This is a genomic window from Amycolatopsis sp. NPDC051071 (genome assembly GCF_040682875.1).
In the GTDB taxonomy this organism is placed as follows: domain Bacteria; phylum Actinomycetota; class Actinomycetes; order Mycobacteriales; family Pseudonocardiaceae; genus Amycolatopsis.
Genome location: NZ_JBFBBY010000178.1, coordinates 1 through 13,947, shown reverse-complemented (window position 1 = coordinate 13,947; position 13,947 = coordinate 1). Strand labels below are relative to the sequence as shown.

Below are 13,947 nucleotides of genomic sequence, written 5' to 3'. Positions count from 1 at the left end.
CGGACTACGCCACAACGCCCGCGACCACACCCGACCACTACAACTACTCGGACTCTGACCACCAACCAGCCACAACCGACTTTGCCGGGGCCCTGGCGCTAGGCGCAAGGAAGGGGGCCTTCATGTACTGGGTCGGAGGGGTCTTGACGCTGTTGGCTAACGAGCCGGATCACTCACGAGTTCTTTTTCCCGCTGCCTCACCGGGACGATCGCGGTCAGGACGAGTCCCAGCAGCGCGGCACCGGCGGCGACGATGAAGCTCATCCGGAAACCGTCCGCGGACGGGACCGAAACCCCGCCGACGGAGATCGCCAGCGACGCGAGCATGGTCGCCATGACCGCGCTGGAGGTCGCCGTCCCGACGGACCGCATCAGCGAGTTCAGGCCGTTCGCGGACGCGGTTTCGCTGACCGGGACCGAGCCCATGATCAGGGCGGGCATCGCCGCGTAGGCGATACCGACCCCGCCGCCGATGATGATCGACGCGGTGATCAGCTCGAAGGCGTTGTCCATCAACAGGGTCGCGAACAGGTATCCGGCCGAGATGACGACGGCACCGGTCATCAGCGTCGCGCGCGGGCCGTAGCGGGTGATCAGGCGGGCCGACACCGGCGACAGCATGAACATGACCAGCCCGTTCGGTGCCAGGCAGAGCCCGGCCTGCACCATCGTCAGGCCGAGGCCGTAGCCGGTCGACGCGGGTGCCTGCAGCAACTGCGGGAACGACAGTGCCATCGAGTACAGCGCGAAACCGATCATGATCGACGCGAGGTTCGTGAACAGCACCGGACGTCGCGCGGAGACCCGCAGGTCCACCAGCGGATCGCGGCGGCGCAGTTGGTACGCGCCCCAGATCAGCAGGATTGCCACCGCGGCACCCGCGAACCCGAGTGTGCGGCCGCTGCCCCAGCCCCATTCGCCACCCTTGACGATCGGCAACAGCAGGCAGACCAACCCGGCCGTCAGCCCCAGGGCGCCGAGGTAGTCGAACGGCGCGGGTGTCTTCACCGGCGACTCCGGCACGACGAACAGGATCAGCAGGCCGCAGACCAGCCCGAGCCCCGCCGACGCCCAGAAGAGGACGTGCCAGTCTGCGTTCTGCGCGACGAGCGCCGACACCGGCAGCCCGATCGCGCCGCCGACGCCGAGCGTCGAGCTCATCACCGAGATCGCGGCACCGACGCGTTCGGGCGGGAGTTCGTCACGCATGATGCTGATTCCCAGCGGGATCGCACCCATCGCGCAGCCCTGCAGGCCACGGCCGACGACCATCAGCGCGAGCGAACTGGTCAGCGCGGAGACGACCGAACCGGCGACCAGGAAACCCAGGCTGATGAGCAACAACCTGCGTTTACCGTAGAGGTCGCCGAGCCTGCCGCTCACCGGCATCACCACGGCTCCGGCGACCAGGGTCACCGTGACCACCCACGACGCGTCGGCGGGGGAAGCGTTGAGCAGGCGGGGAAACGCCGGGATCAGCGGGACGACGAGCGTCTGCATGAACGAGGCCACCAGACCGCAGGTGGCGAGCACGACGACGAAGACCCGGGGCGAAGGTGCCCGGCCGACCGGTTTCACCATGCGCGTCCCATGATCCGACCTTACACAGCACCATCCTCTCAAGTGAACGGTTGACCGACGGGATCACAGCCAGCTGCGCACCCCACCGTGCCCTGAACAGGTGCCGCGGCGATTCTGGCTGTAGCTATAGGAACCGTCCTTGCACAGGGCTGTTGCTCCATTGGACGCGCCTGGGCCGGTCGCCGGCCGGTGGACGCAGTTGCCATCGGTGTTGCGGTAGTAATCGCCGCCGCAGTCCACGGGATTCGGCGCTTTGGCCACACTCGTCGCTTTCGGGCGTGGTGTCGGCTTTGGCGTCTCGACCGGCGCGGGCACCTTGACCGCCGTCGGCGACTCGACCGGAGCCGTGGTCGGCGCGACGAGCTGTTGGGGTGTGGTTGTGGGCGGGGCCCAGCTGCTGGTCGGTATCGACGACGTTTGAGCCGTACTGCTTTGCGGCGTGACCCGGCTTGTCGGCTCGGTCTCGACGCCGCAGCCTCCGGCGACCAGGAGACCGATCGCCAGTGCCATACCCAGCTTCAGTGCGTTCTTCGGCATAACGGACTCCCTCGGCACGTGTAGTGCCGCGTAGTCGGGAGATCGTTCGCCGGTGTTACAGCTGAAAGGAGGGTCAGTCGACCATCGTGCCGCAACTGATGTTCAGTGCCGTCGCCGTCATACTGCGTGCGTGATCCGACGCCGCGAAGGCGGCGACGCGGGCGACATCCTCCAGTGTCGCCGTCCGTTTGAGCATCGTGGACTCGGCCATGTCGCGTATGGCGTCGTCGAGTCCGGCACCCGCGGGAATCGTCTCCGGGATCCCGCCGGTGCGCAGGGTCACGACGCGGATCCCGGCCGGGCCGAGTTCGCAGGCCAGCCCGCGCCGCAACGCCTCCATCGCGCTGAACGCGACCTGCAGTCCGCCGAGGTGGTAGCCCGGCAACGGATCGCCGTCACCGCCGAACATCAGGATCACCCGGAGCCCTGCCCGATCATCTGCCGGGCCGCCGCCCGCGCGGTCAGGAAGTTTGTCCGCACCGCTGTCCGGACCGGGCTTTCGAGGTCCGCCAACGACATCTCGACCAGAGGGGTGCCCTGGACGTCGTTGTGCGTGATCACGTTCATCGAGATGTCGACACTGCCTGCCGAAGCGGCCACGGCGGCGGCATGCTCGTCGATGGCCGTTTCGTCGAGCGCGTCGAACTCCGCGGTCTCGGCTTTTCCACCCGCTGAACGGATTCCCTCGGCCAAGGCGTCGAGCTTCTTCAGCGTGCGGCCGGTAAGGTGCACTGTCGCACCCTCCCTGGCGAACCCGCGGGACACCGCGCTCCCGATTCCGCCCGCCGCTCCGTAGACGATCGCGTTCCTGCCTTCGAGCAACATCGGATCCGCCTACTTCCCGTCGAGTGTGACGAGGCCTTCGGGTGTCCCTTCCAGATAGACGTCGACCCACATCGGGCTCCAGGTGTCGATCTCGTGGAAGCGTCGCAGTTCCGCCAGGCCGCTGAGCCAGCCCATCCACGAGCCGTACGGCGGCTTCTCGTCGGAGAATCCACTTTGGACGAACGTGAGTTTCGTGCCACCGCCGGAATCTTCGAGCTCCCAGGTGGCGACGATGCCGTCCTCGTAGGCGAGCGCCATCTTGCCGTCCGGTATCAGGTCGACGATCTTCGCCGGCCTCGGATCCATCTCCAGCGAGCCCATCGCCCAGCGACCGCCGACGTGAGGCTCGGCCTCGATCCGCGCACCGAACCAGCGGGTGAACACCGCGGGATCGGCGATCGAGGCGTAGACCTCCCCTCGCGGCGCGTCAATCCGTACTTCCTCACGCATCAGCGGGGAAGTGAGATCGCACCGGGCGGTGATCGGACGGCCCTCGACGTGGTCGACGAGGTTCGAGACCGACAGCGCCCAGAACGTGTGCACCATGCCGAGCGGCGAATCGGGGTCCGCGAGCAGCGCCTCGAAATCCGGCAGGCCGGTCTGGCTGAAGTCGATCACCGTCCCTTCCCCGTCCTCCACCAGCTTGAATTCGACGACGGTTTCGGTGCCTCCGATCTTCCAGGCGTACTTCAGGACGTTGTCTTCGGCCGTCAGCAACTTCTGGGACGGCGCGTCACCCGCCGGCGTGTAGCGGCCCCAGAACTCGTACCGGCGCGGCAAGTCGGCCACGGCGTGCTCGGAGAGCCAGATCCGCATGGACCCGGCATCGGTCAGCGCGTGCCAGACCTCGTGGATCGGCGCGCGCACGCGGATCCGGAACTTCTGTGGCTCAGCCACGGGGTTCTCCCTTCGGGTAGCAGGCCACGGCGAGTTTGAAGGCATCGCCTTCCGCTCCGCCGTAGCGCGTGAACAGGTCTTGCAAAGTCGTCTTCACTTCGTCGAGGAACTCCTGGCGCCGCTCCGGTTCCACCCGGATCTCACCGGAGACGCCGATCGACGGCAGTTCCGGTGCGGCCCGGTCGAGCGCGGCGATGTCGGCCTGGACCTCCTCCATGAGGTCCACCAGGTACCCAAGGCTCAGTTCGTCCCGCACCGCCCGCGGGCCGATCCGGCCGACCAGTCCCGGCGACAACCAGTACGAACGCGCGCTCGCCTGGTACACACCCTCACTGATGCCGCGCACCCTGCGTTCCGACACCTGCGTCACGAGACCGGCTTCCACCAGGCGTTTCACGTGGTAGTAGACCCGTTGCGGCGTCTGCCCCAGCGCCGTCGCCACCTCGGTACAGGACCGCGGCTCCGCCAATTGCCGCAGGACGTCCACCCGCTGCGGCTTCAGCAACGCCTCCGCCTGATCCAGCCGCTCCAGGTACTCCACATCTTTCACAGCGTCACACCCTCGATCACAAAAATAAGTTTGAACGTAAAAATCGGTTTTGTCAATCACGCCGGATCGCGCTACTCTCATGTGGTGGCTTTCCTGAGGAACGAACCCCGAGACGTCGACCACCCGCCAGGCCTTCGCGGACGCCGTCGGCGACCGGTTGCCGCTGTCCGTGCTGGTAGTCGTCGGCGTCATGACGGCGGTGTTCGGCGACAGCCCGTTCGCGGCACAGTCAGGACCGATCGAAGCCCTCGCGCCGGTGATGATCCTCGCGAGAGAGATGTTCGGCTTTCCATGGACTACCAGGTGTTCCTGGTGTCACGGATGCACGAGAAAGAGCGACGCCCGCGAAGGGCTGACCACCACCGCCGGGGTGTTCACGGCGGCGGTGATCCTGGTGTTCGGCGCCTTCCTGCTGAACTTCGACCGCAGTTCGGCTCGGGGGCTCGCGGTGGCCGTCCTGGCGGCTGCCCCACGTGGCACTGGAACCCTTCGTTCGTTAGTCCCCGGATGCCACGAACGGCCCGTTACTTGCGAATTTTGCAAGTAACGGGCCGTTCATGGCACGGGGTTATTCGTAGATCTCGCCCTTCGCGGCCTTCTCGACCAGCGAAGCGGGTGGGGTGAAGTGGTCGCCGTAGCGCTCCGCGAGCTCACGAGCGCGGTCGACGAAGCCCTGCAGGCCACCCTGGTACTGGTTGATGTACTGGATGACGCCACCGGTCCACGCCGGGAAGCCGATACCGAAGATCGAGCCGATGTTGGCGTCGGCGATGGTGGTCAGCACACCTTCGTCGAAGCACTTCACGGTCTCGAGCGCCTCGGCGAACAACATGCGCTCCTTGAGGTCCTCGAAGGGAACCTCGGCACTGCCCGACTTGAACGCGTCGCGCAGTCCCGGCCAGAGACCGGTCCGCTTGCCCGCTTCGTCGTAGTCGTAGAAGCCCGAGCCGGTGGAACGGCCCTTGCGGTCGTACTCGTCGAGCATCGTGTCGATGACGGCCTCGGAAGCGTGCGGCGCCCAGGTGCCACCGGCCGCCTCGATCGCCTCACGCGTCTCCTTGCGGATCTTGCGCGGCAGCGTCAGGGTCAGCTCGTCCATCAGCTGCAGCGGCGGGGCCGGGTACCCGGCCTGCGAACCGGCCTGCTCGATCGAGGCGGGCTCGACACCCTCGCCCAGCGCGGCGACGGCTTCGTTGATGAAAGTGCCGATGACACGCGAAGTGAAGAAGCCGCGGCTGTCGTTGACGACGATCGGGGTCTTCTTGATCTGCAGCGTGTAGTCGAAGACCTTCGCCAGCGTGGCGGGCGACGTCTTCTCACCGCAGATGATCTCGACCAGCGGCATCTTGTCCACCGGCGAGAAGAAGTGGATCCCGATGAAGTCCTCTGTCCGCTGAACGCCCTCGGCGAGCGAGGTGATCGGCAGCGTGGAGGTGTTGGAGCCGAGCACGGCGTCGGGGTTGACGAAGCCCTCGATCTCCTGGAACACCTTGTGCTTCAGCTCGACGCTCTCGAAGACGGCCTCGATCACGAAGTCGACGCCGGCGAAGTCCTCCGCCTTGTCGGTCGGCTTGATCTTGGCGAGCAGCGCGTCGGACTTCTCCTGCGTGGTCTTGCCGCGGGAGAGTGCCTTCGCCTCGATCTTGGCCGCGTAACCCTTGCCCTTTTCGGCGCCTTCGAGGGTGACGTCCTTGAGCACGACGTCGATACCGGCCTTCGCCGAGACGTACGCGATCGCGGCGCCCATCATGCCCGCGCCGACGACGCCGACCTTCTTGGCGGTGAACTTCTCGAAGCCGTCCGGACGCGAGCCGCCGGAGTTGATGCTCTGCAGGTCGAAGAAGAACGCCTTCGTCATGTTCTTCGAGACCTGGCCGGTGGCGAGGCTGATGAAGTAGCGGGTCTCGACGGTGATCGCGGTGTCGAAGTCGACCTGCGAGCCCTCGATCGCCGCGGCCAGGATCGCACGCGGGGCGGGCATGTTCGCGCCCTTGATCTGCTTGCGCAGGTTCGCCGGGAACGCGGGCAGGTTCGCCGCGAAGCTCGGGTTCGACGGGGTGCCGCCCGGGATCTTGTAGCCCTTGACGTCCCACGGCTGCACACCGGCCTCGGGGTTGGCCTTGATCCACGCCTTCGCGGCCGGGACCAGTTCCTCGACGGTGCCGACGAGCTCGTGCACGAGGCCGAGCTCCTTCGCCTTGGCCGGGCGGTGCCGCTGGCCCTGCAGCAGGACGTTCAGCAGCGCGCTCTGGATGCCCAGCAGGCGGACGGTGCGGACGACGCCACCGCCGCCGGGGAGCAGGCCGAGGGTGACCTCGGGGAGGCCGATCTGGCTGCCCTTGACGTCGGCCGCGATGCGATGGTGCGTCGCGAGCGCGAGTTCGAGGCCGCCGCCGAGCGCGGCGCCGTTGATGGCGGCCACGACCGGCTTGCCCAGCTGCTCGAGCCGTCGCATCTGGCCCTTCATCAGGGCGCTGCTCTCGGTGATCTCGGCCGCGTTCTCCGGCTTGGCCTTGATCAGGTCGTTGAGGTCACCACCGGCGAAGAAGGTCTTCTTGGCCGAGGTGAGGACGACACCGGTGATGCTGTCCTTCTCCGCCTCCAGGCGATCCACGATCACGCCGAGCGACTCGCGGAAGTCGGTGTTCATCGTGTTGGCGGACTGCTTCGGGTCGTCCAGGGTCAGCACGACGATGCCGTCGGCGTCCTGCTCCCAGCGGATGGTCTTCGCTTCAGTCATTGTCTCTTCCTCAGACCCGCTCGATGATGGTCGCGACGCCCATGCCGCCGCCGATGCACAGGGTGACCAGGGCGCGGCGCGCCTGACGACGTTCCAGCTCGTCGACGACGGTGCCGACCAGCATCGCGCCGGTGGCACCCAGCGGGTGCCCCATCGCGATGGCGCCGCCGTTGACGTTGACCTTCTCCTCGTCGAGGTGCAGGTCCTTGATCCACTTGAGGACGACCGAGGCGAAGGCCTCGTTCAGCTCCCACAGGTCGATGTCGTCCGGGGTGAGACCGGCGATCTTGAGAACCTTTTCGGTGGCCGGGGTCGGGCCGGTGAGCATGATCGTGGGCTCGGAACCGACGGTCGCGGTCGCCACGATGCGGGCGCGCGGGGTCAGGCCGAAGTCCTTGCCGATCTGCTCGTTGCCGACCAGGACCACGGCGGCGCCGTCGACGATGCCGGACGAGTTGCCGCCGGTGTGGACGTGGTTGATCTTCTCGACCGAGTGGTACTTCTGCAGCGCGACGGCGTCGAAGCCGCCCAGCTCACCGATGGTCTCGAAGGCGGGCTTGAGCTTGCCGAGGCCCTCCACGGTGCTGCCGGGGCGGCGGTGCTCGTCGTGGTCCAGGATCGTGACGCCGTTGATGTCCTTCACCGGGACGACGGACTTCGCGAAGTAGCCGCCGGACCAGGCCGCTTCGGCCTTCTCCTGGGAGCGGACGGCCCACGCGTCGACGTCCTCGCGGGAGAAGCCCTCGATGGTCGCGATCAGGTCGGCGCCGGTGCCCTGCGGGACGATGTAGTTGTCGTAGGCGGTGGCGGGGTCCATGAACAGCGCGCCGCCGTCGGAGCCCATCGGCACCCGCGACATCGACTCGACGCCGCCGGCGATGATCAGCTGGTCCCAGCCGGAGCGCACCTTCTGCGCGGCGGTGTTGGTGGCTTCGAGGCCGGAGGCGCAGAAGCGGTTCAGCTGTACACCCGCCACCGACTGGGGCAGGCCGGCGTTCAGCGCGGCGGTGCGCGCGATCACGGCGCCCTGCTCGCCGACCGGGGACACCACGCCGAGGACGACGTCGTCGATCACGGCGGGGTCGAGGTTCGGGTACCGGACCTTCAGTTCCTCGATGAGGCCGACCACGAGATCGACCGGCTTGGTGCCGTGGAGGGCACCGCCCTTGTTCTTGCCGCGAGGCGTACGGATCGCCTCGTAGATGTAGGCCTCGCTACTCACAGAAAAACTCCTCCGCGTACGGCGCTGTATCAAGGATGAACACAGCCGGATCGTACCGGCCAGTAGTCATGCTAATGCTGATTAACATAAACCGCGATAACCCCATGGTGTCAATGGGTTGCGATCCACGCAACCGGCGCTATCGTGGGTTCACCTATGGATCACCCGACCGAGCGTTCAGCCCGACCGCGCGACCGCAAGGCCCAACTGGCAGGCCTCGCCGCGGAGCTCTTCCGTGCCCGCGGGTTCCACGGGGTCGGGATCAACGACATCGCCGCCGCGGCCGGGATCACCGGGCCGGCGCTGTACCGGCATTTCGCGGACAAGCAGGCGGTGCTGTCCTACGTCGTCCTATCCGGCATCGACGACATGGAGACGGCCACCACCGAGACGCTCGCCGCCGTCGACATCCCGGTCCCCGCCCAGGTCGACGCCCTGCTCGGGACGCTCGCCGCGCAAGCCGTCGAGCGGCGGGAGGTCGCCGCGTTGTGGCGTTGGGAGGGCAGACATCTGCCTCAGGAGGGCCGACGGGAGATCCGCCGCCGGTCCGGCGCGGTGCTCGCGGCGTGGACGAAGGCGCTGCTCTCCCTGCGTCCCGAACTGACCGCGGGCGACGCCGAATTGCTCTGCTGGGCGGGGCTGAGCGTCTTCGGCAGTGTGTCCGTGCACCACACATCCGTGGCGAAGAAACGCTTCGCGCAGATCCTCGTGCAGCTGGCCGAGTCGGTGCTGCATGTCACACTTCCCGAGCCAGCCGAGCCATCCCCCGAGACGCCGTCGATCGCGCTCGGCGAGCCGTCCCGGCGCGAACAGCTCCTCGCCGCCGCGACCGGGCTGTTCGGGCGGCGCGGATTCCGCGCGGTGAGTATGGAGGAGATCGGCGCGGCGGCCGGGATCGCCGGACCCAGCGTGTACCGGCACTTCCCCAGCAAGGCCGCGCTGATGGTGGCGATCGGGCACCGCGCGGCGGACCGGCTGGCCACCGCCGCGGAACGCGCCCTGCGGACCGACGACGAACGCGACGCGTTGCGCAGGCTGGCGGCGTCCTACGTGCACACCCTGCTGCACACGCCCGAGTTGCTGGTGTCCTTCTCCGGCAGTCCCATGGAGTTACCGGAACGCGACAAGGCGGACCTGCTCCGGGTCCAGCGGGACTACGTCGCGCGCTGGATCGCGCTGGCTTCCGACGTCCGTCCGGAACTGAGCCTGCGCGAAGTGAAGATCACCGTGCACGCGGCGCTGACCATCGCGAACGACCTCGCGCGCACCCGCCGGGTTAACGGGCGTCCGAACATCGAGGCGGAGCTGACGACGCTGATGCACGCCGTCCTGAAAGTCAGCTCTTAGCAAACTCGCGTGTACCGCCAAGGAGTGAAGAGCACGATGTGCGCGTGCCTCTGCATCTGGTGACCCGGGACGAAGACCACAAGGTCTCCCCGCTGGAGCTCTTCTTCGACCTCGTCTTCGTCTACGCCATCACCCAGACCACACAGCTGATGGCCGATCACCTCAGCCCGCTCGGCATCGGGCAGGGGGTGGCCATCATCGCCGTGCTGTGGTGGTGCTGGTGCGGCTACGCCTGGCTGGCCAACACCCTGCACGTCGACCGCGGCATCGCGCAGCTGGCAATGTTCGCCGCGATGGGGACGATGTTCCTGGTCTCGCTGACCATCCCGGAGGCGTTCACCGATCTCCCGGGCGGGTTGTACGCGCCGCTGATGTTCGTCGGCTGCTACTTCCTCGTGCGACTGCTGCATCTGGTCGCGTACTTCGGTGCCGCACAGACGGACCCGGAGCTGCGCAAGGTGATCCTGAGGATGTTCGCCGGCCTGCTGCCGAGTGTCGCGCTGCTGACCGTCGCGGCGTTCTTCTCCGGCTGGGTGCAGCTCGGTATCTGGGCCGTCGCGTTGCTGGCCGACTACGTCAACGTCTTCCGGACGCGCTCCTCGGACTGGCGGCTGCACCAGCCCGGCCACTTCTCCGAACGCTTCGGGCTGATCGTGATCATCGCGCTGGGTGAGTCGATCGTGGCGATCGGCATCGGGATCACCTCGTATCCGATGTCCTGGCCGATCACGCTGGCCGCCGTCTTCGGGCTCATGCTGGCTTCCGCGATGTGGTGGATGTACTTCGCCGTCGTCGCGCACGTGTCCGAGCACAACCTGAAGCACGCGGACGGCGTGGAACGGGTGCGGATCGGGACGGACACCTACACGTTCCTGCACCTTCCGCTGATCGCCGGCATCGTGCTCGTGGCGCTGGGGCTGAAGAAGTCGCTGCTGTACGTGTCCGACACCGGACACCACAGCCTGTCCGACGGCCTGCACGGGACGCCGATCTGGGCACTCACCGGCGGGCTCGCGCTGTATCTGATCGCGCTGAGCGGGCTGCGGCGCCGGAACCTGGGCTCGTGGAACGTGCGGCGGCTGGTGCTCGCGGTGGTCCTGCTGGCCGCGACGCCGTTGCTGGAACTGGTCCCGGCGATTGCCCTCGTCGGCATCGTGGCGGCCGCGGCGGTGGGGCTGGTGACGTTCGAGAGGCGCAAGCTCGTGAGTGATTTGGGTCGTTCTAACGACCCAAATCACTCACGAGCGTGACGTTCGCCTCCCCCCTGGTAGCGCATCCGCCCAAGGGGAGTTAACCTACTGACGAGTAGGTACGCGAGGCAGGGAGACTCACCGTGGGTGCGCCTAGGAAACGAGACGCGATGGGCTTCGGCCTGTCCGCGCTCACCCGGCTGGCCGGGAGCAAGGTCATTGAACGGGCCGGACTGCGGAAGCCCGTGCAGAACCTGGTCAGCGCCGGGACGCGGAGTGGTTTCCGGGTCGCCGGGGCGGCAGGCAGGACGTTCAAGTCCGCGCAGAAGCTCGGCAAGCCCGCGCGGCTCACGCCGCCGGAGGACACGGGCCTGTTCGACCTCACCCCGAGTGAGGATCAGCAGCTCATCGTCGAGACCGTGACGGAGTTCGCGGCCGAGCAGCTGCGGCCCGCGGCGGCCGACGCCGACGCGAAGCTCAGCGCGCCCGAAGGCCTGCTGAGCCGTGCCGCCGAACTCGGCATCTCGCTGGTCGGCATCCCCGAGGAGCTGGGTGGCGTCGGCACCGAACGTTCGGTCGTCACGAACGCGCTGGTCGCCGAGGCCCTCGCGCACGGCGACCTCGGCCTGGCGGTCGCGGTGCTCGCACCGTCCGCGGTCAGCACGGCGCTGGTGTCCTACGGCGACGAGCAGCAGCAGGCGGACTACCTGCCCGCGTTCGTCGGCGAGAACGTCCCGGCCGCGGCACTCGCGCTGCAGGAGCGGACGGCGTTGTTCGACCCGTTCAAGCTTGCCACCAAAGCCCGCCGCACGCCGAAGGGCTACCAGCTCGACGGCGTGAAGTCGCTGGTCCCCCGCGCGGCGGACGCCGAACTGTTCATCGTTTCGGCCGATCTGGATGGCCGGGGTCCCGCGCTGTTCCTCGTGGAGTCGTCCAACGCCGGAGTCACCATCGAGTCCGAGCCCGCGATGGGTCTGCGCGGCGCGGCCACCGGCAAGCTGCACCTGGAGAAAGTCACGCTACCGGCCGGAGCACTGCTCGGCGGTGGCAAGGCGGAGGTCTTCACCGAGGTCGTCCGGCTCTCGCGGCTCGGCTGGGCGGCATTGGCCGCCGGTACCGCGAAGGCCGTCCTCGACTACGTGGTGCCTTACGTCAACGAGCGCAAGGCGTTCGGTGAACCGGTGAGCCACCGGCAGGCCGTCGCGTTCTCGGTGGCCGACATCGCCATCGAACTGGAGGGCCTGCGGCTGGTCACGCTGCGCGCCGCCGCCCGCGCCGAACAAGGCAAGCCGTACGCCCGCGAGGTCGCGCTGGCCCGGAAACTGGCCGCCGACAAAGGAATGCAGATCGGCAGCGCCGGCGTGCAACTGCTCGGCGGGCACGGCTTCGTCAAGGAACACCCCGTCGAACGCTGGTACCGCGACCTCCGCGCGATCGGTGTGATGGAAGGCGCCGTCCTCCTTTAGGCTTTCGAAAGGCAATCATGATCAACCTTGAGGTTCCGAAGAAGGCCGGCACCCTGATCAACCAGGCGTACCAGGCCGCGGCCGAGGTGTTCCGGCCGATCTCACGCAAGTACGACCGTGCCGAGCACACCTACCCGGCCGAACTGGACATGTTCGCCGCGCTGCTGGACGGGCTGAACTCCTCCGGCGAGGGCGGCGCGGGTGCGGCGGGCGTCCGCCGGTCGGAGAAGAACGAGAAGCCGGGCAACCGCAACGGTGCCAACCTCAACATCGTGCTCGGCACGATCGAGATGTGCTGGGGTGACGTCGGTCTGCTGCTGTCGATGCCGCGGCAGGGGCTCGGCAACGCCGCCATCGGCTCGGTCGCCACGGACGAACAGCTCAAGAAGTTCTCCGGGCTGTGGGCCGCGATGGCTATCACCGAACCGGACTGCGGCTCGGATTCCGCCGCGATCACCGCCACCGCACGCCTCGACGGCGACGAGTACGTGATCAACGGTGAGAAGATCTTCGTCACCGCCGGCGAGCGCGCCGACGCCGTCGTCGTCTGGGCCACCCTGGACAAGACGAAGGGCCGCGCGGCGATCAAGTCGTTCGTCGTCGAGAAGGGCACACCCGGCTTCGAGGTCGTGCGCGTCGAGCACAAACTCGGCATCCGCGCCTCCGACACCGCCGTGCTGCGCTTCGAAAACGTCCGCGTGCCCAAGGAGAACCTCCTCGGCACGCCGGAAATCGACACCGCCAAGGGTTTCGCCGGGGTCATGCAGACCTTCGACAACACCCGCCCGCTGGTCGCTGCCATGGCCATCGGCGTCGCACGCGCCGCGCTGGAGGAGACCAGGAAGATCCTCACCGACGCCGGTGTGGTCATCGACTACGACAAGCCGGTGCACAGCCAGCACGCGGCCGCGGCGACCTTCCTGCAACTCGAAGCCGATTACGAATCGGCGTACCTGCTGACCATGGAATCGGCGTGGATGGCCGACAACCGCAAGCCGAACTCGCTGCAGGCCTCGATGGCCAAGGCGAAGGCGGGCCGCTCGGTCGTCGAGATCACGCTCAAATGCGTCGAACTGGCCGGAACCTTGGGCTACACCGAGGAATCGCTGCTGGAGAAGTGGAGCCGGGACGCGAAGATCCTGGACATTTTCGAGGGCACACAGCAGATCCAGCAGCTTATCGTGGCACGGCGGATTTTGGGGAAGACGTCAGCGGAGCTCAAGTAGGCGAGGTGTCGGTTGGGTCGTGAGTGGCGATTCGGGTAGGAGCCAAGAGTGTCTTAGGTACCTACTGGATTTGGCTGCGGCTGATCGCGGGTCAGGTCCGTGAAGGACTCCTTGCCTACCCTGAAGGTAGCAAGAGCCCTTCACTACATTCAGGATCTCCGCTGTGGCCCCAGGTGCAGCGGTTGCGCGTGAAGGACTCCTTCCCTCGGCTGAGCCGAGGGAAGGGGGCCTTCACGCGCGACCCAAGTACATGAAGGCCCCCTTCCTGTACCTAGGCGCCAGGGCCCCGGCAAAGTCGTTGTGGCTGGTCAGTGGGTGATTCCGAGTAGTGTTAGTGGTCGGGTGAAGTCGCGGGCGTTGTGGCGT

The 13,947-nt window shown here is 67.3% G+C and carries 11 protein-coding genes and 1 pseudogene; 5 read left to right on the top strand and 7 right to left on the bottom strand.

Annotated elements, in window-relative coordinates:
* Nucleotides 1-156: 156 nt before the first annotated feature.
* From AB0M65_RS35045 to AB0M65_RS35025, 5 genes and pseudogenes are all read right to left on the bottom strand, one after another.
* A complete protein-coding gene (locus AB0M65_RS35045; RefSeq protein ID WP_364037731.1) occupies nucleotides 157-1,581 on the bottom strand; it encodes an MFS transporter in 1,425 nt (474 codons plus the stop codon).
* A 63-nt stretch (nucleotides 1,582-1,644) separates the two neighbouring features.
* Nucleotides 1,645-2,118 carry a DUF3761 domain-containing protein gene (locus tag AB0M65_RS35040; protein WP_364037728.1) on the bottom strand — a complete coding sequence of 158 codons (474 nt, stop codon included), beginning with the start codon at nucleotides 2,116-2,118 and terminating at the stop codon, nucleotides 1,645-1,647.
* Nucleotides 2,119-2,191: 73 nt separating this feature from the next.
* Nucleotides 2,192-2,943 (bottom strand): annotated as a pseudogene (locus AB0M65_RS35035) (SDR family oxidoreductase).
* 9 nt (nucleotides 2,944-2,952) lie between these two features.
* Nucleotides 2,953-3,840: an SRPBCC family protein gene (locus AB0M65_RS35030; protein ID WP_364037725.1), complete on the bottom strand. Its 888-nt coding sequence runs from the start codon at nucleotides 3,838-3,840 to the stop codon at nucleotides 2,953-2,955.
* Nucleotides 3,833-4,390: a helix-turn-helix domain-containing protein gene (locus tag AB0M65_RS35025; RefSeq protein WP_364037722.1), complete on the bottom strand. Its 558-nt coding sequence runs from the start codon at nucleotides 4,388-4,390 to the stop codon at nucleotides 3,833-3,835. Before AB0M65_RS35025 ends, AB0M65_RS35030 begins: the two co-directional genes overlap by 8 nt.
* Before the next feature lie 169 nt (nucleotides 4,391-4,559).
* Between AB0M65_RS35025 and AB0M65_RS35020 the strand changes: the two genes are divergently transcribed.
* The gene (locus AB0M65_RS35020) at nucleotides 4,560-4,937 is read left to right on the top strand and encodes a hypothetical protein (protein WP_364037719.1); all 378 of its coding nucleotides are present in this window, start codon (nucleotides 4,560-4,562) and stop codon (nucleotides 4,935-4,937) included.
* A 21-nt stretch (nucleotides 4,938-4,958) separates the two neighbouring features.
* On the opposite strand, the gene AB0M65_RS35015 is transcribed toward AB0M65_RS35020, so the two are convergent.
* Both AB0M65_RS35015 and AB0M65_RS35010 read right to left on the bottom strand, forming a co-directional pair.
* Nucleotides 4,959-7,130 carry a 3-hydroxyacyl-CoA dehydrogenase NAD-binding domain-containing protein gene (locus AB0M65_RS35015; protein WP_364037716.1) on the bottom strand — a complete coding sequence of 724 codons (2,172 nt, stop codon included), beginning with the start codon at nucleotides 7,128-7,130 and terminating at the stop codon, nucleotides 4,959-4,961.
* A 10-nt stretch (nucleotides 7,131-7,140) separates the two neighbouring features.
* The gene (locus tag AB0M65_RS35010) at nucleotides 7,141-8,352 is read right to left on the bottom strand and encodes an acetyl-CoA C-acetyltransferase (RefSeq protein WP_364037713.1); all 1,212 of its coding nucleotides are present in this window, start codon (nucleotides 8,350-8,352) and stop codon (nucleotides 7,141-7,143) included.
* 156 nt (nucleotides 8,353-8,508) lie between these two features.
* Between AB0M65_RS35010 and AB0M65_RS35005 the strand changes: the two genes are divergently transcribed.
* From AB0M65_RS35005 to AB0M65_RS34990, 4 genes are all read left to right on the top strand, one after another.
* A complete protein-coding gene (locus AB0M65_RS35005) occupies nucleotides 8,509-9,699 on the top strand; it encodes a helix-turn-helix domain-containing protein (RefSeq protein ID WP_364037710.1) in 1,191 nt (396 codons plus the stop codon).
* 38 nt (nucleotides 9,700-9,737) lie between these two features.
* On the top strand, nucleotides 9,738-10,949 hold the full coding sequence (locus AB0M65_RS35000; protein ID WP_364037707.1) for a low temperature requirement protein A: 1,212 nt from the start codon (nucleotides 9,738-9,740) through the stop codon (nucleotides 10,947-10,949).
* A gap of 110 nt (nucleotides 10,950-11,059) precedes the next feature.
* Nucleotides 11,060-12,355: an acyl-CoA dehydrogenase family protein gene (locus AB0M65_RS34995; protein ID WP_364037734.1), complete on the top strand. Its 1,296-nt coding sequence runs from the start codon at nucleotides 11,060-11,062 to the stop codon at nucleotides 12,353-12,355.
* Between the two features lie 17 nt (nucleotides 12,356-12,372).
* Nucleotides 12,373-13,581, top strand: coding sequence for an acyl-CoA dehydrogenase family protein (locus AB0M65_RS34990; RefSeq protein WP_364037704.1), 1,209 nt, complete (start codon nucleotides 12,373-12,375; stop codon nucleotides 13,579-13,581).
* Nucleotides 13,582-13,947 lie beyond the last annotated feature (366 nt).

Excerpts from the sequence above, each read along its gene's own strand:
- AB0M65_RS35045 (WP_364037731.1), bottom strand. The coding sequence starts at position 1,581 with ATGGTGAAACCGGTCGGCCGGGCACCTTCGCCCCGGGTCTTCGTCGTC.
- AB0M65_RS35040 (WP_364037728.1), bottom strand. The coding sequence starts at position 2,118 with ATGCCGAAGAACGCACTGAAGCTGGGTATGGCACTGGCGATCGGTCTC.
- AB0M65_RS35015 (WP_364037716.1), bottom strand. The coding sequence starts at position 7,130 with ATGACTGAAGCGAAGACCATCCGCTGGGAGCAGGACGCCGACGGCATC.
- AB0M65_RS35005 (WP_364037710.1), top strand. The coding sequence starts at position 8,509 with ATGGATCACCCGACCGAGCGTTCAGCCCGACCGCGCGACCGCAAGGCC.
- AB0M65_RS34995 (WP_364037734.1), top strand. The coding sequence starts at position 11,060 with ATGGGCTTCGGCCTGTCCGCGCTCACCCGGCTGGCCGGGAGCAAGGTC.
- AB0M65_RS34990 (WP_364037704.1), top strand. The coding sequence starts at position 12,373 with ATGATCAACCTTGAGGTTCCGAAGAAGGCCGGCACCCTGATCAACCAG.